This is a genomic window from Enterobacter sp. AN-K1 (genome assembly GCF_020971765.1).
GTDB classification, from domain to species: Bacteria; Pseudomonadota; Gammaproteobacteria; order Enterobacterales; family Enterobacteriaceae; genus Enterobacter; species Enterobacter hormaechei_C.
Genome location: NZ_CP087390.1, coordinates 3,152,009 through 3,174,546, shown reverse-complemented (window position 1 = coordinate 3,174,546; position 22,538 = coordinate 3,152,009). Strand labels below are relative to the sequence as shown.

Here is a 22,538-nt window from a genome sequence, read left to right as displayed (position 1 = left end):
AAATTTCGCCGTTATCATCGCTCGTCTTTTAAGCAACTATTGACACACACATGAAGGCAAAAGCGATATTACTCGCCTCTGTCCTGCTTGTAGGTTGCCAGTCACAAAACGGCAGCAACGTACAACAGCACGCACAGAGCCTTTCTGCGGCTGGTCAAGGGGAAGCAGGGAAGTTTACGAGTCAGGCGCGATGGTTGGACGATGGGACATCCTTCGCGCAGGAACAAGACTTGTGGGCCTCTATTGGCGACGAGCTAAAGATGGGAATTCCGGAAAACAGCCGGATTCGCGAACAGAAACAGAAGTATTTGAGAAATAAGAGCTATCTCCACGATGTAACATTACGGGCAGAGCCGTATATGTACTGGATAGCCGGGCAAGTTAAGAAACGTAACATGCCTATGGAACTGGTACTACTACCCATAGTGGAGAGCGCTTTTGACCCGCACGCGACGTCTGGCGCCAATGCAGCAGGCATCTGGCAGATCATTCCGAGCACAGGGCGAAATTATGGTTTAAAGCAGACCCGCAACTACGATGCGCGTCGTGATGTTGTCGCTTCAACGACAGCCGCTCTCGACATGATGCAACGTCTGAACAAGATGTTTGACGGCGACTGGTTATTGACCGTCGCGGCGTATAACAGTGGTGAAGGTCGTGTACTGAAGGCAATGAAAGCGAATAAAGCGCGTGGAAAATCCACAGACTTCTGGTCGCTCTCACTGCCACAGGAAACAAAGATTTACGTACCGAAAATGCTGGCACTGGGCGATATTCTCAAGAACAGCAAACGTTACGGTGTACAACTGCCAACACCAGACGAAAGTCGTGCACTGGCGCGTGTCCGCCTCAGCAGCCCGGTTGATATTCAACAGGTTGCAGATATGACGGGTATGTCGGTAAGTAAGCTTAAAACCTTTAATGCAGGTGTTAAAGGCTCCACGCTGGGCGCTAGTGGCCCTGGCTATGTGATGGTTCCGCAGAAACATGCGGAACAGTTACGAGAGTCTTTAGCTTCGGGTGAAATTGCAGCCGTTCAGTCCACGCTGATCGCTGATACGTCGCCTGTAAGCAGCCGCAGCTATAAGGTGCGTTCAGGTGATACGCTTTCAGGTATTGCATCACGTTTTGGCGTGAATGCGAAAGATCTCCAGCAGTGGAATAATCTGCGCGGATCTGGTCTGAAAGTGGGTCAAACGCTGACCGTAGGTGCAGGTAGCAGCGCACAGCGTCTCGCTAAAAACAGCGATAGCATTACCTATCGCGTACGTAAAGGCGACTCGCTGTCCAGTATTGCTAAGCGTCACGGCGTAAACATCAAAGATGTGATGCGCTGGAACAACGATACTGACAACCTGCAACCTGGCGACCAGCTGACGTTGTTTGTGAAAAACAGCGCTACGCCAGATTCCTGATAGTACGATCGCTTGTTAAAAAGGCACCGATTCCCCTCGGTGCCTTTTTTATTTATCCCGCTTTTTGCGCTTCAGCCATAATGGTGTCGCTGGTAAACGAACCATCATCATGCAGTTCAAAGTACGCCTTCACGTCAGCAGAGGCGCTCTCCTGATACAATCGGATCGCCTGAGTCAATGCCTCGGGTGTGCGCATCCGTGCAATCCATGATGTGAACTCCAGCGGCAAACGGTCGGTTATCAATGAGCGTGAAATCAAGCCGGCTTCGGTGATAAACGTAAGCCACTCTCCACTGGAGTAGTTTTGCACGTGCGAGGTATCACGCAGCGCTTCAACCGTCTGGAGCCAGATATTTCGTACCGGATGTCCGGGAGACATCACGTCCATGATGATGAAGATTCCGCCCGGTTTGAGCACGCGTTTCACTTCCCGTAATGCCTGCCCCACATCATGCCAGTGGTGTGCAGAGTAACGGCTAATCACAACCTCAAACGACGCATCCTCAAAGGGTAAAGATTCAGCGTAGCCCTGGCGCGTCGTGACGTTATTCAGCCCTTTCGCTTTCGCCGCTTCAGCAACCACATCCAGCATCTGGCTCGATAAGTCATATGCCGTCACCTGAGCAACCTGCTGTGCGGCGGTAAAACTGGCGTGCCCCGCCCCGCAGCCTAAGTCCAGCACGTGCGCGTCAGGAAACGCGGCGAGCCGTTCGCCGAGACGTACCAGATCGCGGCCAGAGGCGTGCACGGCGCTGCTCAGGTAGGCACTTGCCTGAGAACCAAACTGTTTTTCGACGTTGTCATGATGGGAGTGTGTTGTTGTCATGTTGCTGTCCTTTTATGGGTTAAAAAATAAAGGGCAGCACCCGCACAGGCCTGCCCCACGGCAGACCTGACGCACCATTATTTATCAGGTTTGCCGGGACTGAATTCAACTAGTAGAGGATTATGATCAGAGGCGCGCGTCACCAGAACGGAGGCGTCGTGCACGCTTAAACCCCGATAGAAGACAAAATCGAGAGGACGACCAAACGCTTTCTTGCGCTGGTCATCGTTAAAACGAACTTCACGCAGCGACATTTCACGCGCGAAGCGGTACAACGCGTTCATACGTGGACGGCTCCAGGCATTGAAGTCCCCGGCCATAATGATCGGCCCACTGTGATGAGCAATCTGATCGCCAATGGGTAGTAACTGCTTACTGTACACATCAACACCCAGGCTGAAGTTCACCGCATGAATGTTTACCACCATCAGCAGACGGGTGTCGGGCAACGGATAGACCGTGACCAGCGCCGATTTTGCCAGACGCAGGATTGGCTCACGTTCACGCAGCGGGCAGCAATAGACCGGATGTGCGGCTGAAAGGGTCATCACCCCAGAAGGATGCTGTGGCAGAACAAAGGCAGGCACCTGATCGGCTGCAAGATAGTTTGTCGTTGCAAACCTGACCAGCTCAGGCGTGGTTTGCGCCTCCTGTAACAGAACCAGATGCGCATCTTTACCAAAATTTTTAAGTACGGATAACCACTCCGCACGCTGTTGTTTAAAGATGTTCCACACCAGTACGCGAATTTTTTCGTCACTGCTTAATGGCGTGCCCGCTGGTAATGCCTGACCCAGGCTCGCAAACGACCCCGGAGGCAAGATCCTCTCCGCGGGCATTCCGGCAACATAACGCATGGCATAGGTATTTTTTCGCACTTTTGGAAACGACCTCTGTAACATGAACCAGCCCGGAAAACGGACTGGTTCTAATGTTATAGGGATTTTAGGTCACACTTTCAACGCAATTACTGAGAAACCGCTTTCCAGTTTTGTAAGCAAGCACTTACTGATACTTATCCAAGCGCGATACGAGCGGGTTTATCAAGCCGTCCACTCAGACCAATAAGCAGGAAAGCGACAAGCACAATTACCGCACCAATCCATGGCGTTTGGGTTAATCCAACGTGTTCAACCGTCTGCCCGCCGATAACCGATCCGAGTGCGATACCGATATTGAATGCGGCGATATTCAGGCCGGATGCGACATCCACCGCATTGGGCGTATAGCGTTCGGCTTTCTGTACAACATAGACCTGCAATCCCGGTACGTTACCAAACGCGAATATTCCCATAACCAACACAGTTACCAGCGCTGCGTATTGTATCGACGCGGTGAACTGGAAAATCATCAGCAGGACAACCAGCGCGGCGAAGATAAATTTTAGCGCCGGTACCGCACCATGCTTATCTGCAAGCTTGCCGCCCCAGATATTGCCGATTGCGACGGAGATACCGTAGCCCAGTAAAATCCAGCTCACTGCGCCCGGAGAAAAACCAGCCAGTTCCTGCATCATCGGTGCAAGGAAAGTGAACGCAGTGAACACACCTCCATAACCCAGAGCCGTAACGGCATAGATCAGCAGCAGGCGCGGGTGTGTCAGAACCTTAACCTGATCGCTCAGGCTGGCGCTCGCGCGCCCCGGAATACTGGAGGGCACCAGCAGCAGGCTGGCTACCAGAGCAATCACGCCCAACAGCGATACCGCAAGGAAGGTTTCTCGCCAGCCAAAATGTTGCCCAATAAACGTTCCTAACGGCACGCCGGTGACCAGCGCGACGGTTAAGCCGCCAAACATAATCGCAATGGCTGACGCTGCTTTCTCTTTTGGCACCAGGCTGGTTGCAATCGTGGAGCCGATGGAGAAGAAGACACCGTGTGCGAGGCCAGTCAGCAAACGGGCAATGACCAGAGTGGTGTAGTCCGGAGCCTGCCACGCCAGAATATTGCCGGCGGTGAAGAGCACCATCAGGGCAACTAACAGTTGTTTACGTGGAAAGCGTCCAGTCAGTGCGGTCAGCACAGGCGCCCCAACAGCGACGCCTAACGCGTAAATAGATACCAGCAGCCCGGCAGAAGGCAGCGAAATGGCGAGTTGTTCAGCAATAGTGGGAACAAGTCCTACAATAACAAATTCGGTCGTGCCAATTGCGAAGGCACTGATCGTCAGGGCAAGAAGCGCCAGTGGCATAAATACTCCGTCTCTTCAGGATTAAGATGACAGGCAGTATGCGCCAGTGTTTAAATAACAAAAATGGTTAGAATCTCAATAGAATTTTGCGGATGATGCAATAATGAAAGCCACATCGGAAGAACTGACTATCTTTATTGCCGTTGTTGAAAGCGGCAGCTTCAGCCGTGCGGCCGAACAGCTCGGGCAGGCGAACTCCGCCATCAGCCGCTCGGTGAAAAAGCTGGAGATGAAGCTCGGGGTAAGTCTGCTCAACAGAACAACGCGGCAGCTCAGCCTGACGGAAGAAGGTGAACGTTATTTTCGCCGCGTACAATCCGTTTTGCAGGAGATGGCGGCAGCTGAGACGGAAATAATGGAGTCGCGTAGCACTCCGCGTGGATTGCTACGCATTGATGCGGCGACGCCGGTCGTGCTTCATTTTCTGATGCCGTTAATCAAGCCATTCCGGGAACGTTATCCGGAGATGACTCTGTCCCTGGTCTCTTCAGAGACGTTTATTAACCTGATTGAGCGTAAAGTTGATGTGGCGATCCGCGCGGGAACCCTGACGGATTCAAGTTTACGCGCTCGCCCACTGTTCACCAGCTACCGCAAAATTATCGCGTCACCGCAATATATTGCAGAGCATGGCAAACCGGAGACCGTTGAGGAGCTGAAGCAGCACCTGTGCCTGGGCTTTACGGAACCTGTCTCGCTGAACACCTGGCCCGTGGCCTGTCATGACGGACAACTTCATGAGATCACTTGCGGACTTTCGTCTAATAGCGGAGAAACGCTGAAACAGCTTTGTCTTGAAGGAAATGGGATCGCCTGTTTATCAGACTATATGATTGATAAGGAAATAGCTGCGGGTCAGCTTGTAGAACTGATGGCTGACAAACGCTTACCTGTAGAGATGCCTTTTAGCGCAGTGTATTACAGTGACAGAGCGGTAAGTACGCGCATACGCGCTTTTATCGACTTCCTTAGCGAACATATAAAAACAGCTCCCGGAGGAGCTGTGTGAGGGTTTAAGGGTACAGAGGAAGGGCTTTTATTAATCCCAGTCTGGTGCTAACCCTTCCGGGCTGACCAGACGATCGTTGCATTCCAGTGCAGCGATCGCGTTTTTATCTTCATCATCAAGCTGGAGATCCCGCGCTAACAGGTTACTTGCCAGGTTTTCACGTTTGGTTGAAGACGGGATCACGGCATAGCCCTCACCCATCGCCCATGCCAGGATCACCTGTGCGGCTGTCGCATTGTGTTTTTCAGCGATGCGTGCAATCACTTCATCTTTCAGCGCCTTACCATATGCCAGCGTCATGTACGAGGTGATGTGAATACCATGCTGTTTCGCCCATTCCACGACTTTGTGGTTTTGCAGGTAAGGAGAGAGTTCAATCTGGTTGGTGGCAATATTCTCTTTACCCACTGCGGCAATGGCCCTTTCCATCAACGGGATGGTGAAGTTAGAGATGCCAATTTCACGCGTTAAGCCCTGCTCTTTCGCTTCCAGCAGCGCCTGCATGAACTCCTCCACAGAGACGGCATCGTCAGGTGATGGCCAGTGGATCAGCGTAAGATCAACATAGTCAGTACGCAGCTTTTTCAGACTTTCCTTCAGGCTTGGGATCAGCTTGTCTTGGCCGAGATTCTCAATCCAGATTTTAGTGGTGATGAAAAGTTCGTCGCGCGGTACGCCACTCTCTTCGATAGCCTGGCCTACGGCAGCTTCGTTATCATAAATCTGCGCCGTATCAATAGCACGATAGCCCAACTCGAGTGCGGTTTTAACAGATGCAATAACAACATCGTCTTTCAGGCGGAAAGTGCCCAGACCCAGTGCAGGGATAGTCATATGATTCCTCAATCGTTATGTTCATAAACTGAGGAGAATTATCGCTGTAGTTGTTATGACGAAAAAGATCGTGAAACGCAGAGGATTTTTGCTAATTTCGCAACAATAAAACGACAGATAAGAAAAAAGCCCTGAGCTAACGCTCAGGGCTTTTAATAAGTGGCGGAACGGACGGGACTCGAACCCGCGACCCCCTGCGTGACAGGCAGGTATTCTAACCGACTGAACTACCGCTCCACCGAATACTTCTGTAACCACCGGATTAATGCACCGGCTTACTACTTAATTTGATGCCTGGCAGTTCCCTACTCTCACATGGGGAGACCCCACACTACCATCGGCGCTACGGCGTTTCACTTCTGAGTTCGGCATGGGGTCAGGTGGGACCACCGCGCTAAAGCCGCCAGGCAAATTCTGTTAATCTGTATCAAAGCTGAAATTTGATTGTCTGTCTCTTCGCCAAAACACCTTCGGCGTTGTAAGGTTAAGCCTCACGGTTCATTAGTATCGGTTAGCTCAACGCATCGCTGCGCTTACACACCCGACCTATCAACGTCGTCGTCTTCAACGTTCCTTCAGGAGACTTAAAGTCTCAGGGAGAACTCATCTCGGGGCAAGTTTCGTGCTTAGATGCTTTCAGCACTTATCTCTTCCGCATTTAGCTACCGGGCAGTGCCATTGGCATGACAACCCGAACACCAGTGATGCGTCCACTCCGGTCCTCTCGTACTAGGAGCAGCCCCCCTCAATTCTCCAGCGCCCACGGCAGATAGGGACCGAACTGTCTCACGACGTTCTAAACCCAGCTCGCGTACCACTTTAAATGGCGAACAGCCATACCCTTGGGACCTACTTCAGCCCCAGGATGTGATGAGCCGACATCGAGGTGCCAAACACCGCCGTCGATATGAACTCTTGGGCGGTATCAGCCTGTTATCCCCGGAGTACCTTTTATCCGTTGAGCGATGGCCCTTCCATTCAGAACCACCGGATCACTATGACCTGCTTTCGCACCTGCTCGCGCCGTCACGCTCGCAGTCAAGCTGGCTTATGCCATTGCACTAACCTCCTGATGTCCGACCAGGATTAGCCAACCTTCGTGCTCCTCCGTTACTCTTTGGGAGGAGACCGCCCCAGTCAAACTACCCACCAGACACTGTCCGCAACCCGGATTACGGGTCTACGTTAGAACACCAGCCATTAAAGGGTGGTATTTCAAGGGCGGCTCCACGCAGACTGGCGTCCACGCTTCAAAGCCTCCCACCTATCCTACACATCAAGGACCAGTGTTCAGTGTCAAGCTATAGTAAAGGTTCACGGGGTCTTTCCGTCTTGCCGCGGGTACACTGCATCTTCACAGCGAGTTCAATTTCACTGAGTCTCGGGTGGAGACAGCCTGGCCATCATTACGCCATTCGTGCAGGTCGGAACTTACCCGACAAGGAATTTCGCTACCTTAGGACCGTTATAGTTACGGCCGCCGTTTACCGGGGCTTCGATCAAGAGCTTCGCGTTGCCGCTAACCCCATCAATTAACCTTCCGGCACCGGGCAGGCGTCACACCGTATACGTCCACTTTCGTGTTTGCACAGTGCTGTGTTTTTAATAAACAGTTGCAGCCAGCTGGTATCTTCGACTGATTTCAGCTCCACCCGCAGGGGCTTCACCTACACATCAGCGTGCCTTCTCCCGAAGTTACGGCACCATTTTGCCTAGTTCCTTCACCCGAGTTCTCTCAAGCGCCTTGGTATTCTCTACCTGACCACCTGTGTCGGTTTGGGGTACGATTTCGTGTTACCTGATGCTTAGAGGCTTTTCCTGGAAGCAGGGCATTTATCACTTCAGCACCGTAGTGCCTCGTCATCACACCTCAGCGTTAACAAGGTACCGGATTTACCTGGAACCTCCGCCTACATGCTTAAACCGGGACAACCGTCGCCCGGCTGACATAGCCTTCTCCGTCCCCCCTTCGCAGTAACACCAAGTACAGGAATATTAACCTGTTTCCCATCGACTACGCCTTTCGGCCTCGCCTTAGGGGTCGACTCACCCTGCCCCGATTAACGTTGGACAGGAACCCTTGGTCTTCCGGCGTGCGGGCTTTTCACCCGCATTATCGTTACTTATGTCAGCATTCGCACTTCTGATACCTCCAGCAACCCTCACAGGCCACCTTCAACGGCTTACAGAACGCTCCCCTACCCAACAACGCATAAGCGTCGCTGCCGCAGCTTCGGTGCATGGTTTAGCCCCGTTACATCTTCCGCGCAGGCCGACTCGACCAGTGAGCTATTACGCTTTCTTTAAATGATGGCTGCTTCTAAGCCAACATCCTGGCTGTCTGTGCCTTCCCACATCGTTTCCCACTTAACCATGACTTTGGGACCTTAGCTGGCGGTCTGGGTTGTTTCCCTCTTCACGACGGACGTTAGCACCCGCCGTGTGTCTCCCGTGATAACATTCTTCGGTATTCGTAGTTTGCATCGGGTTGGTAAGCCGGGATGGCCCCCTAGCCGAAACAGTGCTCTACCCCCGAAGATGAGTTCACGAGGCGCTACCTAAATAGCTTTCGGGGAGAACCAGCTATCTCCCGGTTTGATTGGCCTTTCACCCCCAGCCACAGGTCATCCGCTAATTTTTCAACATTAGTCGGTTCGGTCCTCCAGTTAGTGTTACCCAACCTTCAACCTGCCCATGGCTAGATCACCGGGTTTCGGGTCTATACCCTGCAACTTAACGCCCAGTTAAGACTCGGTTTCCCTTCGGCTCCCCTATACGGTTAACCTTGCTACAGAATATAAGTCGCTGACCCATTATACAAAAGGTACGCAGTCACCCCATAAAAGAGGCTCCCACTGCTTGTACGTACACGGTTTCAGGTTCTTTTTCACTCCCCTCGCCGGGGTTCTTTTCGCCTTTCCCTCACGGTACTGGTTCACTATCGGTCAGTCAGGAGTATTTAGCCTTGGAGGATGGTCCCCCCATATTCAGACAGGATACCACGTGTCCCGCCCTACTCTTCGAGTTCACAGCATGTGCATTTTCGTGTACGGGACTATCACCCTGTACCGTCGGACTTTCCAGACCGTTCCACTAACACACAAGCTGATTCAGACTCCGGGCTGCTCCCCGTTCGCTCGCCGCTACTGGGGGAATCTCGGTTGATTTCTTTTCCTCGGGGTACTTAGATGTTTCAGTTCCCCCGGTTCGCCTCGTTAACCTATGTATTCAGTTAACGATAGTGCAACGGATTGCACTGGGTTTCCCCATTCGGACATCGCCGGGTCAAAGGTTCATATCACCTCGCCGGCGCTTTTCGCAGATTAGCACGTCCTTCATCGCCTCTGACTGCCAGGGCATCCACCGTGTACGCTTAGTCGCTTAACCTCACAACCCGAAGATGTTTCACTTCTGATTGCGAAAATTTGAGAGACTCGAACACACATGAGCTGTGTGTCGTTTCAATTTTCAGCTTGATCCAGATTTTTAAAGAGCAAAACTTCGCAGTGCACCTTTTCAGGTTCACTCTGAAGTTTTCTTGTGTTCGCAGTAAAAGATGGTGGAGCTATGCGGGATCGAACCGCAGACCTCCTGCGTGCAAGGCAGGCGCTCTCCCAGCTGAGCTATAGCCCCATCGTTTACAACCTCTTCAAATTTGCGAGGCAAATTTGGTAGGCCTGAGTGGACTTGAACCACCGACCTCACCCTTATCAGGGGTGCGCTCTAACCACCTGAGCTACAAGCCTGTAGAGGTTTTTTACTGCTGTTTTTCATCAGACAATCTGTGTGAGCACTGCAAAGGCAGGTTCTTTAAGGTAAGGAGGTGATCCAACCGCAGGTTCCCCTACGGTTACCTTGTTACGACTTCACCCCAGTCATGAATCACAAAGTGGTAAGCGCCCTCCCGAAGGTTAAGCTACCTACTTCTTTTGCAACCCACTCCCATGGTGTGACGGGCGGTGTGTACAAGGCCCGGGAACGTATTCACCGTGGCATTCTGATCCACGATTACTAGCGATTCCGACTTCATGGAGTCGAGTTGCAGACTCCAATCCGGACTACGACGCACTTTATGAGGTCCGCTTGCTCTCGCGAGGTCGCTTCTCTTTGTATGCGCCATTGTAGCACGTGTGTAGCCCTACTCGTAAGGGCCATGATGACTTGACGTCATCCCCACCTTCCTCCAGTTTATCACTGGCAGTCTCCTTTGAGTTCCCGGCCGGACCGCTGGCAACAAAGGATAAGGGTTGCGCTCGTTGCGGGACTTAACCCAACATTTCACAACACGAGCTGACGACAGCCATGCAGCACCTGTCTCAGAGTTCCCGAAGGCACCAAAGCATCTCTGCTAAGTTCTCTGGATGTCAAGAGTAGGTAAGGTTCTTCGCGTTGCATCGAATTAAACCACATGCTCCACCGCTTGTGCGGGCCCCCGTCAATTCATTTGAGTTTTAACCTTGCGGCCGTACTCCCCAGGCGGTCGACTTAACGCGTTAGCTCCGGAAGCCACGCCTCAAGGGCACAACCTCCAAGTCGACATCGTTTACGGCGTGGACTACCAGGGTATCTAATCCTGTTTGCTCCCCACGCTTTCGCACCTGAGCGTCAGTCTTTGTCCAGGGGGCCGCCTTCGCCACCGGTATTCCTCCAGATCTCTACGCATTTCACCGCTACACCTGGAATTCTACCCCCCTCTACAAGACTCTAGCCTGCCAGTTTCGAATGCAGTTCCCAGGTTGAGCCCGGGGATTTCACATCCGACTTGACAGACCGCCTGCGTGCGCTTTACGCCCAGTAATTCCGATTAACGCTTGCACCCTCCGTATTACCGCGGCTGCTGGCACGGAGTTAGCCGGTGCTTCTTCTGCGGGTAACGTCAATTGCTGAGGTTATTAACCTCAACACCTTCCTCCCCGCTGAAAGTACTTTACAACCCGAAGGCCTTCTTCATACACGCGGCATGGCTGCATCAGGCTTGCGCCCATTGTGCAATATTCCCCACTGCTGCCTCCCGTAGGAGTCTGGACCGTGTCTCAGTTCCAGTGTGGCTGGTCATCCTCTCAGACCAGCTAGGGATCGTCGCCTAGGTGAGCCGTTACCCCACCTACTAGCTAATCCCATCTGGGCACATCCGATGGCAAGAGGCCCGAAGGTCCCCCTCTTTGGTCTTGCGACGTTATGCGGTATTAGCTACCGTTTCCAGTAGTTATCCCCCTCCATCAGGCAGTTTCCCAGACATTACTCACCCGTCCGCCACTCGTCAGCGAAGCAGCAAGCTGCTTCCTGTTACCGTTCGACTTGCATGTGTTAGGCCTGCCGCCAGCGTTCAATCTGAGCCATGATCAAACTCTTCAATTTAAAAGTTTGATGCTCAATGAATTAAACTTCGTAATGAATTACGTGTTCACTCGTTGAGACTTGGTATTCATTTAGTGTCCGAGGACATTAAGAATCCATGTCACTTTGAGTGCCCACACAGATTGTCTGATAAATTGTTAAAGAGCAGTTGCGACGCGCTTCAGCGCTCTGTCGCGAGGTGGCGTATATTACGCTTTCCTCTTTCAGAGTCAACCCGTTATTTCAGGATTTTTTCTCTTCAACCGACCGGGTTATCTGTGAAGTGATTCACATCCGCCGTGTCGATGGAGGCGCATTATAGGGAGCCGCCGAGGAATGACAAGCGGAAAAATGCATTTTTATTTCAACCGCTCACCTTTTCGCCAAAACGCCTTATTTTTGGTGCTTTTTAATCTCTTTTGGCAGTTCTGCCAGACTAGTTATCACCCAGTCGGCTGCATTTTCTGCTTCTGTGGTGACCGGTTTACCGGTACGCACTAATACCTTGGTACCTACACCTGCCGCCGCTGCTGCCTGCATATCTTCCAGTTTATCGCCCACCATATAAGATGCGGCCATATCAATGTGCAGGAATTCCTGTGCAGAGATAAACATGCCCGGGTGTGGCTTACGGCAATCACAGGTCTGACGATACGCCTCTACACTTCCCTGCGGGTGATGCGGACAATAATAGATGCCATCAAGATCGACGCCACGATCGGCCAGAGACCAGTCCATCCATTCCGTCAGCGTCTCGAATTGCGCTTCGGTGAATTTACCCCGGGCAATACCGGACTGGTTAGTCACCACCACCAGCGCATAGCCCATCTCTTTCAACTGGCGCATGGCATCTATTACGCCCTCGATAAACTCGAACTCATCAATCTCATGGACGTAACCGTGATCCACATTAATAGTGCCGTCACGATCGAGAAAAATTGCGGGTACAGATTTTGCCACCGGTTTGCTCCTGAAAAAGTCTTGTTCAGCTAGTATCTCATGAATCGCAGCGCAATAAAGTGCTCATCGCACAGAGGTGGATTGATTTAGACGTCTGGATGCCTTAACATCCATTTTGTTTACGGTCATTCCCCGTATCTGGCAGAAGAAAATGCCACGGCTAACTTACTTACGATAAAAATAATCTAATGATTAAACTTTCCAATATCACCAAAGTGTTCCAGCAGGGGAACCGAACCATTCAGGCGCTGAACAACGTCAGCCTGCATGTGCCTGCTGGTCAGATTTATGGCGTCATTGGCGCATCGGGTGCGGGTAAAAGTACGCTGATCCGTTGTGTTAACCTGCTTGAGCGCCCAACCCAGGGCAGCGTAGAAGTTGGCGGCCAGGAGCTTACCGCTCTCTCAGAAAAAGAACTCACCAAAGCGCGTCGCCAAATTGGCATGATTTTCCAGCACTTTAACCTGCTGGCATCCCGCACCGTGTTCGGCAACGTTGCCCTGCCGCTTGAGCTGGATAACACGCCGAAAGAAGAAGTTACGCGTCGCGTCACCGAACTGCTCGACCTCGTGGGTCTGGGTGATAAGCATGACAGCTACCCGGCAAATCTGTCCGGCGGGCAAAAGCAGCGTGTAGCAATCGCTCGCGCGCTGGCAAGCAATCCTAAGGTGCTGCTGTGCGATGAAGCCACCAGCGCGTTAGACCCGGCCACCACGCGCTCTATTCTGGAACTGTTAAAAGACATTAACCGTCGCCTGGGCCTGACGATTCTCCTTATTACGCATGAAATGGATGTAGTGAAACGCATCTGCGACTGCGTGGCGGTCATCAGCAACGGTGAGCTGATTGAGCAGGACACGGTGAGTGAAGTCTTCTCCCACCCGAAAACGCCGCTGGCTCAGCAGTTCATTCAGTCCACACTGCATCTGGATATTCCGGAAGATTATCTGGAACGTTTAAAAACAGACGCAACGCCTGACAGCGTCCCGATGCTGCGCATGGAGTTCACGGGCCAGTCCGTTGACGCACCGCTGCTGTCCGAAACCGCGCGTCGCTTTAACGTGAATAACAACATTATTAGCGCGCAGATGGACTACGCCGGTGGCGTGAAGTTCGGCATTATGCTGACGGAAATGCACGGCACACAGGAAGAAACCCAGGCGGCAATTGCCTGGCTGCAAGAACATCACGTAAAAGTAGAGGTACTGGGTTATGTCTGAGCCGATGATGTGGCTACTGGTTCGCGGCGTTTGGGAAACGCTGGCAATGACCTTCGTATCGGGCTTCTTTGGTTTTGTGATTGGGCTGCCGGTCGGCGTGCTGCTGTACGTTACGCGCCCGGGTCAAATTATTGAAAACGCGAAGCTGTACCGCACGCTCTCTGCGCTGGTGAACATTTTCCGGTCTATTCCGTTCATTATTCTGCTGGTGTGGATGATTCCGTTTACGCGCGTGATCGTCGGGACGTCGATTGGTTTGCAGGCAGCTATTGTCCCGCTGACCGTAGGCGCGGCACCGTTTATCGCCCGTATGGTGGAAAACGCCCTGCTGGAAATCCCAACCGGCCTGATCGAAGCTTCCCGCGCTATGGGTGCGACGCCAATGCAGATCGTTCGCAAAGTTCTGCTGCCAGAGGCGCTGCCTGGGCTGGTGAACGCAGCAACCATCACGCTTATCACCCTGGTCGGTTATTCCGCAATGGGCGGCGCCGTAGGTGCTGGCGGTTTAGGCCAGATTGGATATCAGTACGGCTATATTGGCTATAACGCTACCGTAATGAATACCGTTCTGGTATTGCTGGTTGTGCTGGTTTACTTAATTCAATTCTCTGGCGATCGTATCGTCCGGGCTGTTACGCATAAATAACGTTACAAACAACACAAACTCGACGAGTTAAGGATATAACATGGCGTTTAAATTTAAGACCTTCGCAGCAGTAGGCGCACTGATTGGCTCGCTGGCACTGGTGGGTTGCGGTCAGGACGAAAAAGATCCAAACCACATCAAAGTAGGCGTTATCGTCGGTGCAGAACAGCAGGTTGCTGAGGCCGCGCAGAAAATCGCTAAAGAGAAATATGGCCTGGACGTTGAACTGGTGACCTTCAACGATTACGTTCTGCCGAACGAAGCGCTGAGCAAAGGCGACATTGACGCTAACGCCTTCCAGCATAAACCGTACCTGGATCAGCAGATCAAAGATCGCGGCTATAAACTGGTTGCTGTCGGTAACACCTTCGTTTACCCGATTGCCGGTTACTCCAAGAAAATTAAATCTCTGGATGAACTCCAGCCGGGTTCACAGGTTGCCGTCCCTAACGACCCAACCAACCTTGGCCGTTCCCTGCTTCTGCTACAGAAAGTGGGCCTGATTAAACTGAAAGAAGGCGTTGGCTTGTTACCGACCGTTCTGGACGTAACCGAAAACCCGAAAAATCTGAAAATTGTTGAGCTGGAAGCACCACAGCTGCCACGTTCTCTGGACGATGCGCAGATCGCCCTGGCCGTGATCAACACCACTTACGCCAGCCAGATCGGCCTGACCCCAGCGAAAGATGGCATCTTCGTTGAAGATAAAGATTCCCCGTACGTCAACCTGATCGTGACTCGCGAAGACAACAAAGACGCGGAGAATGTGAAGAAATTCATACAGGCATATCAGTCTGAAGAAGTGTACCAGGAAGCCAATAAGGTGTTTAACGGCGGCGCGGTTAAAGGCTGGTAATCTCCCGGCAGTGTAATATCATCAAGACGGGCATTTGCCCGTCTTGTCATTTGTGCGGTCAACTGCTTCAATATCTGACGTTTTGATTATCCACTGAGGAATTATTATGCGTGCTTTACCGATCTGTCTTTTAGCACTGATGCTGAGCGGCTGTTCTATGCTAAGCAGATCTCCTGTTGAACCTGTTCAAAGCACTGCAACCCCGCCAAAAGCGGAGCCAGCAAAACCGAAAGCGCCTCGCGCTGCGCCGGTACGTATTATTACCAAAGCCGACGAGCTGGTCGGTAAGCCATTCCGTGAACTGGGCGAAGTGAGCGGCGAATCCTGCCAGGCAACGAATCAGGACTCCCCACCCAATATTCCGACAGCCCGCAAGCGTATGCAAATCAACGCGTCGAAAATGAAAGCCAACGCGGTGCTGCTGCACAGCTGCGAAGTCACCAGCGGCACACCAGGTTGCTATCGCCAGGCGGTATGTATCGGTTCTGCGCTTAACATTACGGCGAAATGAGTTCATTTCAGTTCGAGCAGATAGGCGTTATCCGCTCCCCTTATAAAGAAAAGTTCGCCGTTCCACGTCAGCCGGGTCTGGTCATTAACGGCGGCGGCGAGCTTCATCTTGTCGCGCCGTATAATCAGGCCGATGCAGTGCGCGGGCTTGAGGCGTTCAGCCATTTATGGGTGGTCTTTGTATTTCACCAGACCATGGAAGGCGGCTGGCGTCCCACCGTGCGTCCGCCTCGTCTGGGCGGAAATGCCAGAATGGGTGTCTTTGCCACCCGCTCAACCTTTCGTCCCAACCCCATCGGGATGTCGCTGGTCGAGCTGAAAGGCATACGTTGTCAGAAAGATCAGGTGATCCTGGAGTTAGGTAGCCTTGACCTGGTTGATGGCACGCCGGTCATAGATATTAAGCCTTACCTGCCCTTCGCCGAAGCGCTGCCGGATGCCCGGGCAAGCTATGCTCAGGACGCACCGCAGGCAGATATGGCGGTTCACTTCACGTCTGAAATTACAACGCAAATCAGCGAGCTGGAAAAGCGTTATCCTCGCCTGCGTGACTTTATCGTTGAAGTGCTGGCTCAGGACCCCCGTCCCGCCTACCGCAAAGAAGAGGAAGCCGGGAATACGTACGCCGTCTGGCTGCTGGACTTTAACGTGCGCTGGCGCGTGACTGCGGCGGGTTTTGAAGTGTTTGCCCTGGAACCCAGGTAATTTTGTTCTCCTCTCTTTTGGCATCTTTGCCACACTGGTAAACTAAACCACTTTTTTTGTGTCAGGCTGGTGTTTCAGCCTGTTCCAATCGTCGAAATGGAACCGTAACAACATGCGTACTAGCCAATATCTGCTCTCCACTCTGAAGGAGACACCTGCCGACGCCGAGGTGATCAGCCACCAGCTGATGCTGCGCGCCGGGATGATCCGCAAGCTGGCCTCCGGGTTATACACCTGGCTGCCGACCGGCGTGCGCGTCCTGAAAAAAGTCGAAAACATCGTGCGTGAAGAGATGAACAACGCCGGTGCTATCGAGGTGTTAATGCCGGTCGTTCAGCCCTCTGAACTGTGGCAGGAGAGCGGTCGTTGGGAGCAGTACGGTCCTGAACTGCTGCGTATTGCCGATCGTGGCGATCGTCCATTCGTTCTCGGCCCAACGCATGAAGAAGTGATCACCGACCTGATCCGTAACGAGCTGAGCTCTTACAAACAGCTGCCGCTGAACTTCTTCCAGATCCAGACCAAGTTCCGTGACGAAGTGCGTCCACGCTTTGGCGTCATGCGTTCTCGCGAATTCCTGATGAAAGATGCTTACTCTTTCCATACTTCTCAGGAATCGCTGCAAGAGACCTACGACAAAATGTACGCGGCCTACAGTAAAATCTTCTCCCGCATGGGGCTGGATTTCCGTGCTGTACAGGCTGATACCGGTTCAATCGGCGGTAGCGCCTCCCATGAATTCCAGGTTCTGGCGCAGAGCGGCGAAGACGATGTGATCTTCTCTGACTCCTCTGATTACGCCGCGAACATCGAATTTGCAGAAGCGCTGGCACCGAAAGAACCACGCGGCGCGGCAACGCAAGAGATGACGCTGGTTGATACGCCAAACGCGAAAACTATCGCCGAGCTGGTTGAGCAGTTTACTCTGCCGATCGAAAAAACCGTGAAAACCCTGCTGGTGAAATCGGCTGAAGGTAGCGCTTATCCACTGGTTGCCCTGCTGGTACGAGGCGATCACGAGCTGAACGAAGTGAAAGCCGAGAAGCTGCCGCAGGTTGCCAGCCCGCTGACCTTCGCAACGGAAGCGGAGATCCGCGCCGTGGTGAATGCAGGTCCTGGTTCTCTGGGTCCGGTGAACATGCCTGTTCCGGTGGTCATTGACCGCACCGTTGCGGCGATGAGCGACTTCGCTGCTGGCGCAAACATCGACGGTAAACACTACTTCGGCATCAACTGGGATCGTGACGTGGCGACGCCGGAAGTGGCTGACATCCGTAACGTGGTCGCAGGCGATCCAAGCCCGGACGGCAAGGGTACCCTGATGATCAAACGCGGTATCGAAGTAGGCCACATCTTCCAGCTGGGCGATAAGTACTCGCGCGCTATGAACGCTGCCGTTCAGGGCGAAGATGGCCGTAACCAGGTTCTGACCATGGGCTGCTACGGCATTGGCGTAACGCGCGTTGTTGCTGCCGCTATCGAGCAGAACTATGACGAACGCGGAATCGTCTGGCCGGATAACATCGCGCCGTTCCAGGTAGCGATCCTGCCAATGAACATGCACAAGTCTTACCGCGTGCAGGAGCTGGCTGAGAAACTCTACGCTGAGCTGAGCGCGAAAGGTATCGACGTGCTGATGGATGACCGTAAAGAGCGTCCTGGCGTGATGTTTGCTGACATGGAACTGATCGGTATTCCACACACCATCGTCATTGGCGACCGTAACCTCGACAGCGACGAGATTGAATACAAATACCGTCGCACCGGCGAAAAACAGATGATCAAGACGGGCGATATTCTTGATTCCCTGGTGAAAGCCATCAAAGGTTAAGAAACAAAAAACCCCGCCAGTGCGGGGTTTTTTAATGGCTATATCTTATTTGCTTTCGCAGTCTTTCCCCGCAGCAAACTTCGCGTCTTTATCTGCCACCAGCGTTTTCACCAGCTCGCCGCTATCCGGGTTTGGCTCCAGCGTAAAATGCCCTTCAACCGTCAGCAACACTGGCTTACTGTCGTTGCCGCGCGCGACGGCATAGTCTCGCTCCAGCTGGGCATTGTTCGCCACGCTGACTTTCTTCCCGGTTGCACAGTCAGTGAAGATCGCCGCATCCGCCATGTAGAAATACATCCCTCGCATCGCCATTGGGGTGGCTGGCAGGGTCGCTTTTACCGGGGCCAACGTGTAGTTGAACTGGGATTCAATCGGATTACCTTCGCGATCGAGCATCTCCATCCCCTCGCCTTTGGCGCGGAAGAAGGTTTTATCGCCCGTGGTATCCGTCAATACCAGCTTCTCAGCCGTACGCGCCCATGTTCCGTAAGATGCAAAAGAAGACGGTTCTTTCGCCCCCTGGTAACGCTGGTTCATGACCCAGGTGCCATCTTTTTGCAGGAACAGAGAGGTTTCGATGCCCTCGCAATCTGCACACGGTAATACGCCGCGCCAGCTTTGCTGCATCGGCTTTAATTCTTCATTTTGCGTTGGCTGTAGTACCTGCGTTTCTGAACGGTTATTACAGCCAAAAAGCGCGAACAGGCTTGTCACGGCCAGCGCTGATAATAATGCTTTTTTCACAATACTTTCCTTATGAAAAAGGGTATCCCTTTCGTCACATTATGGGTGACGGACTTTGCCACGCAGTGATTTTACAGTGGATTTCTGCGCCTTCGATGACAACCGACGTTCTTTCGATGCCCGCGTTGGACGTGTTGCCCGGCGACTTTTTTGTACAGCCGTCAGCTCTTTAATGACCGCGACCAGCCGGGCTATTGCCGCTTCCCGGTTTAGCTCCTGGCTGCGATACTCCTGCGCTTTAATCACCATCACACCCTCGCTGGTGATCAGGTGATGGCTGGCGGCAAGCAGGCTTTCTTTATAATACTCTGGCAGGCTGGAGGCCCGAATGTCAAAGCGCAAATGGATAGCCGTTGAGGCCTTGTTAACGTGCTGTCCCCCTGCTCCCTGGGCCCGGATGGCGGTGATCTCCAGCTCGTTATCAGGGATGCTGACGTTTCGGGACAATACAATCATGATGCGGGCTGCCAGGCCGTGAGATGAATTTCCAGATTATTCTGAGAATCGGAAAGCCAGATGGCGCCGTCCTGAATCGTCGCCTGTAGCGCCATCGTCCGGCTGGCGAACGCACTCAGTTGCGCCAGCTGTTCATCATCCAGATACCAGACGGTAAGATTTTTGAACTGCGCACATTTATTTTTATTTTGTTGCCACCATATCTCCGCCGCGCGCTGGTTGTAGGCAAACAACGCCACTTCAGCAGACTGGGTGCAGGCCTTTTTGATCCGGCGTTCATCCGGCAGGCCAAGCTCAATCCATAAATCGATACCCAGATGATCGTTGCGCAGCCAGGCTTCCGGTTCATCTTCCGCGCTTAAACCACGGGTAAATTGCAGACGCTCGTCGGCATACTTAATCCACGCCAGCAGGCGCAGCATCATGCGCTCCTGGGTTTCAGAAGGGTGACGCGCCAGCGTCAATGACGCATCCAGAAACTGGTTACGGTCAAGATCCGCCACATTGACCACAGCTTTATAAATTGTCGCTTTCAGCGCCATGAGAGAACTCCTTTCGAATCAGGCGTACATTGTAGCGAAAACCGCGGCAAAAGGCTGTTACGAGGTGGTGTCTCCCTCTTATCAAGGCGCTGATAATGCTTAAATGAGTATGGTATAGTCACCTTGCTAAACCGAGTTTAACTTCGTAGGCTTAATGATATCTCACAGTAAGTCAGTACGCTGGCAGGAGGTGATGTGAATAATTATTGTGAGTTGATTCGCAGACGGTATGCGGAGATCGCCAGCGGAGATCTGGGGTACATTCCGGATGCGTTGGGCTGTGTATTGAACGTGCTAAATGAAGTGGCCTCTGATGAGAGCCTTTCTGAATCGGTCAGGGAAAAAGCAGCGTATGCTGCGGCGAATTTACTGGTGAGCGATTATGTCGATGAATGATACCTATCAACCCATCAATTGTGATGACTATGACAACCTCGAACTCGCCTGCCAGCATCATTTAATACTGACGCTGGAGCTAAAAGATGGCGAAGTGCTAAAGGCAAAGGCCAGCGATCTGGTTTCCCGTAAAAATGTGGAATACCTGGTTGTGGAAGATGCAGGTGCAACGCGTGAGCTACGCCTCGACAAAATTGCCAGTTTCAGCCATCCGGAAATCGGCACCGTTGTGGTGAGCGAATCCTGATAACCAACGGGCAGCCAGGCTGCCCGTTACGCTTTCCATTCAAAATTAACACCCGCTTCAGCCCACCCCTCTTCAGTGATGAAAACCCCTGCCGCCGCGATGAGCGTGTCGCCGTAAAACAGAAGCGGCGTGGTATCACGTCGCCAGGGCGGAACGTTCTGTTCCTGCCAGATTTTCTTCAGCTTACGCCCGCCGTTACGACTGACGATATGCAGCATGCCGCTGGCCCTGAAGCGTATGGTAACGTTCTCGTCCGGCTCAGGTAGACGCACATTGCCCGAATGGCTTAACGCAACGACACCGGCATTCATCGGTAGCGTTAATGCTTTTTCCGGCGACGGCCAGTCGAGCACAACGTCAGCCAGCGACGGCACAGATTTTACCCACCAGAGTTGCCCTTTATAGCGCCTGACGTCATAACCATTCAGGTGTATACACGGGGCGGCATCTTCCCTCGCCTGTGCAACTTCCTCCCAGATACGGTTGAGCATCGCCCGGGACGGCATAACCGCACGGTGGTAAGCCAGCCAGCGACGAATCAGAGCAGCCCGGCGCACGGGGCTCATCACCTTCAACGGCGCAATGTTCAGGGCACCGTCAGCGGTAGTCAGCGTATCCAGCTCCTCGCTCAGCAACTCATCCAGCAAGCTTTCCTGTTCAGCACACAGCATGGCGCTTCTGGCCACCGCTTCGGAAAAATGGGCCCAGCGCTCACTCAGCAGCGGTAAGACGCGCAGGCGCAGGAAGTTACGGTCGTAGCTGTCGTCCTGATTGCTCTCGTCTTCAATCCAGCACAGATGATGCTGCTGCGCCCAGGCTTCCAGTGATGCGCGCGTCTCACCCAGTAGTGGGCGGATGAGCTCTGTTTCAGCAAAATCAGCGCGCTCAGGCATGGCAGATAACCCCGCAGGCCCGCTGCCCCTCTTGAGCGCCAGTAAAAACGTCTCGCACTGGTCGTCCAGATGCTGCGCGGTGACCAACGCTTCCCCTTGCTGTAATGCGCCGGAAAACGCGGCGTAGCGGGCTTTCCGCGCCTGCGCCTCAATACCCAGCCCCTCATCCTCAAGCGTGACGCGTTCAACGATCAGCGGGATTGCCCACCCTGAGCACACCGCTTCGCAGTGCGCCACCCAGTCGTCGGCATGGGGGCTTAAGCCGTGATGGATATGCATCGCCCGCAGCTGGACGTCAGGCTCACGGTCGCGCCAGAGCTTAAGGCGGTGCAGCAAAACGGTGGAATCCAGGCCACCGCTGAACCCCACCAGCAGCTGGCGATAGGGTGAAACGGCGTGCGCGATAGCGGGTAAGGTCATAGAAAATTACACATAAAAAATGCCCGAACTGAACGGGCATTATCACACATGACGGCGATTACTGCTGGTAAAGCTCCAGCGGCAGCCCGTCCGGATCGTTGAAAAAAGTGAAACGTTTATCGGTAAAGGGATCGACACGAATCGCTTCGCAGGCCACGCCGTGGGCTTCCAGATGTTTTACCGCGCTGTCCAGGTCATCGACGCTGAAGGCCAGGTGGCGCAGGCCGCAGGCTTCCGGGCGTGAAGGACGCGCTGGCGGGAAAGGAAAAGAGAACAGTTCAATCACATATTGTCCGTTTAACGCCAGATCGCCTTTCCAGGAGTCGCGCTCCTCACGGTAAGCCTCGCTCAACAGCGTAAAGCCGAGAACGTCGCAGTAGAATGCCTTACTTTTCGCGTAATCGGTGGCAATGATCGCAATATGATGAACCGCTTTTAAACCCAGCATAGTTTCTCCTTTTTATGATGCTCTGAACGTTACAACCGACAACCCGCCCCTG

20 protein-coding genes, 3 tRNA genes and 3 rRNA genes are annotated in these 22,538 nt (G+C 53.1%); 10 read left to right on the top strand and 16 right to left on the bottom strand.

All coding sequences use genetic code 11. From position 1 onward, the window contains the following. Positions 1-50: 50 nt before the first annotated feature. On the top strand, positions 51-1,415 hold the full coding sequence (mltD, locus tag LOC22_RS15095) for a murein transglycosylase D (RefSeq protein WP_126543012.1): 1,365 nt from the start codon (positions 51-53) through the stop codon (positions 1,413-1,415). A gap of 52 nt (positions 1,416-1,467) precedes the next feature. On the opposite strand, the gene LOC22_RS15090 is transcribed toward mltD, so the two are convergent. From LOC22_RS15090 to LOC22_RS15080, 3 genes are all read right to left on the bottom strand, one after another. After that, complete coding sequence (locus LOC22_RS15090) at positions 1,468-2,241, bottom strand: class I SAM-dependent methyltransferase (protein WP_015571390.1); 774 nt, start codon at positions 2,239-2,241, stop codon at positions 1,468-1,470. Between the two features lie 77 nt (positions 2,242-2,318). Continuing rightward, positions 2,319-3,119 carry an endonuclease/exonuclease/phosphatase family protein gene (locus LOC22_RS15085; protein WP_026080641.1) on the bottom strand — a complete coding sequence of 267 codons (801 nt, stop codon included), beginning with the start codon at positions 3,117-3,119 and terminating at the stop codon, positions 2,319-2,321. A 137-nt stretch (positions 3,120-3,256) separates the two neighbouring features. Further along, entirely contained in the window at positions 3,257-4,432 is a 1,176-nt protein-coding gene (locus LOC22_RS15080; RefSeq protein ID WP_017383719.1) for an MFS transporter, read from the bottom strand. Between the two features lie 103 nt (positions 4,433-4,535). Between LOC22_RS15080 and yafC the strand changes: the two genes are divergently transcribed. Next, entirely contained in the window at positions 4,536-5,441 is a 906-nt protein-coding gene (yafC, locus tag LOC22_RS15075; protein ID WP_193361344.1) for a DNA-binding transcriptional regulator YafC, read from the top strand. A gap of 30 nt (positions 5,442-5,471) precedes the next feature. Here the strand turns inward: yafC and dkgB are convergent, their stop codons facing one another. The 8 genes from dkgB to gmhB all read right to left on the bottom strand — a co-directional run bounded on the left by dkgB (position 5,472) and on the right by gmhB (position 12,572). Beyond that, positions 5,472-6,275 (bottom strand): 2,5-didehydrogluconate reductase DkgB, encoded by an 804-nt coding sequence (dkgB, locus tag LOC22_RS15070; protein ID WP_230239011.1) that lies wholly within the window; start codon positions 6,273-6,275, stop codon positions 5,472-5,474. Positions 6,276-6,435: 160 nt separating this feature from the next. Further along, positions 6,436-6,512 (bottom strand) — tRNA-Asp (locus tag LOC22_RS15065). A gap of 55 nt (positions 6,513-6,567) precedes the next feature. Continuing rightward, positions 6,568-6,683, bottom strand: a 5S ribosomal RNA gene (gene rrf, locus LOC22_RS15060). A gap of 72 nt (positions 6,684-6,755) precedes the next feature. Next, a 23S ribosomal RNA gene (locus LOC22_RS15055) occupies positions 6,756-9,662 on the bottom strand. 170 nt (positions 9,663-9,832) lie between these two features. After that, positions 9,833-9,908: transfer RNA gene (locus LOC22_RS15050), tRNA-Ala, on the bottom strand. A 36-nt stretch (positions 9,909-9,944) separates the two neighbouring features. After that, positions 9,945-10,021, bottom strand: a tRNA-Ile gene (locus LOC22_RS15045). A 70-nt stretch (positions 10,022-10,091) separates the two neighbouring features. Beyond that, positions 10,092-11,633 (bottom strand): 16S ribosomal RNA (locus LOC22_RS15040). Together the 16S, 23S and 5S rRNA genes with 3 tRNA genes alongside form the textbook arrangement of a ribosomal RNA operon. Before the next feature lie 372 nt (positions 11,634-12,005). Beyond that, entirely contained in the window at positions 12,006-12,572 is a 567-nt protein-coding gene (gene gmhB / locus LOC22_RS15035; protein WP_017694475.1) for a D-glycero-beta-D-manno-heptose 1,7-bisphosphate 7-phosphatase, read from the bottom strand. 188 nt (positions 12,573-12,760) lie between these two features. Here gmhB and metN point away from each other — a divergent pair, with 188 nt between their 5' ends. From metN to proS, 6 genes are all read left to right on the top strand, one after another. After that, positions 12,761-13,792 (top strand): methionine ABC transporter ATP-binding protein MetN, encoded by a 1,032-nt coding sequence (gene metN / locus LOC22_RS15030; RefSeq protein WP_006810022.1) that lies wholly within the window; start codon positions 12,761-12,763, stop codon positions 13,790-13,792. Next, positions 13,785-14,438 (top strand): methionine ABC transporter permease MetI, encoded by a 654-nt coding sequence (locus LOC22_RS15025; RefSeq protein ID WP_003856130.1) that lies wholly within the window; start codon positions 13,785-13,787, stop codon positions 14,436-14,438. Before metN ends, LOC22_RS15025 begins: the two co-directional genes overlap by 8 nt. Positions 14,439-14,478: 40 nt before the next feature. Next, positions 14,479-15,294 (top strand): methionine ABC transporter substrate-binding lipoprotein MetQ, encoded by an 816-nt coding sequence (gene metQ / locus LOC22_RS15020; RefSeq protein WP_003856132.1) that lies wholly within the window; start codon positions 14,479-14,481, stop codon positions 15,292-15,294. Between the two features lie 106 nt (positions 15,295-15,400). After that, complete coding sequence (gene rcsF, locus LOC22_RS15015; RefSeq protein WP_003856133.1) at positions 15,401-15,805, top strand: Rcs stress response system protein RcsF; 405 nt, start codon at positions 15,401-15,403, stop codon at positions 15,803-15,805. Beyond that, positions 15,802-16,509 carry a tRNA (N6-threonylcarbamoyladenosine(37)-N6)-methyltransferase TrmO gene (gene tsaA, locus LOC22_RS15010; protein WP_017694476.1) on the top strand — a complete coding sequence of 236 codons (708 nt, stop codon included), beginning with the start codon at positions 15,802-15,804 and terminating at the stop codon, positions 16,507-16,509. The genes rcsF and tsaA overlap by 4 nt, the downstream gene beginning before the upstream one ends. A gap of 112 nt (positions 16,510-16,621) precedes the next feature. Continuing rightward, on the top strand, positions 16,622-18,340 hold the full coding sequence (gene proS / locus LOC22_RS15005) for a proline--tRNA ligase (protein WP_230239010.1): 1,719 nt from the start codon (positions 16,622-16,624) through the stop codon (positions 18,338-18,340). Between the two features lie 45 nt (positions 18,341-18,385). On the opposite strand, the gene nlpE is transcribed toward proS, so the two are convergent. The 3 genes from nlpE to LOC22_RS14990 are packed head-to-tail and all read right to left on the bottom strand — an operon-like array spanning position 18,386 to position 20,082. Then, positions 18,386-19,084 (bottom strand): envelope stress response activation lipoprotein NlpE, encoded by a 699-nt coding sequence (gene nlpE, locus LOC22_RS15000; protein ID WP_017383734.1) that lies wholly within the window; start codon positions 19,082-19,084, stop codon positions 18,386-18,388. 39 nt (positions 19,085-19,123) lie between these two features. Beyond that, the gene (gene arfB / locus LOC22_RS14995; protein WP_006810027.1) at positions 19,124-19,540 is read right to left on the bottom strand and encodes an alternative ribosome rescue aminoacyl-tRNA hydrolase ArfB; all 417 of its coding nucleotides are present in this window, start codon (positions 19,538-19,540) and stop codon (positions 19,124-19,126) included. Continuing rightward, positions 19,537-20,082, bottom strand: a complete 546-nt coding sequence (locus LOC22_RS14990; protein WP_003856144.1) for a YaeQ family protein — start codon at positions 20,080-20,082, stop codon at positions 19,537-19,539. The genes arfB and LOC22_RS14990 overlap by 4 nt, the downstream gene beginning before the upstream one ends. 195 nt (positions 20,083-20,277) lie before the next feature. Between LOC22_RS14990 and LOC22_RS14985 the strand changes: the two genes are divergently transcribed. Beyond that, positions 20,278-20,478, top strand: coding sequence for a YaeP family protein (locus tag LOC22_RS14985; RefSeq protein WP_003856146.1), 201 nt, complete (start codon positions 20,278-20,280; stop codon positions 20,476-20,478). After that, a complete protein-coding gene (rof, locus tag LOC22_RS14980; RefSeq protein ID WP_003856148.1) occupies positions 20,465-20,725 on the top strand; it encodes a Rho-binding antiterminator in 261 nt (86 codons plus the stop codon). The genes LOC22_RS14985 and rof overlap by 14 nt, the downstream gene beginning before the upstream one ends. A gap of 26 nt (positions 20,726-20,751) precedes the next feature. On the opposite strand, the gene tilS is transcribed toward rof, so the two are convergent. Further along, the gene (gene tilS / locus LOC22_RS14975; protein ID WP_230239009.1) at positions 20,752-22,038 is read right to left on the bottom strand and encodes a tRNA lysidine(34) synthetase TilS; all 1,287 of its coding nucleotides are present in this window, start codon (positions 22,036-22,038) and stop codon (positions 20,752-20,754) included. Between the two features lie 58 nt (positions 22,039-22,096). Then, the gene (locus LOC22_RS14970) at positions 22,097-22,486 is read right to left on the bottom strand and encodes a VOC family protein (RefSeq protein WP_003856151.1); all 390 of its coding nucleotides are present in this window, start codon (positions 22,484-22,486) and stop codon (positions 22,097-22,099) included. Positions 22,487-22,538 lie beyond the last annotated feature (52 nt).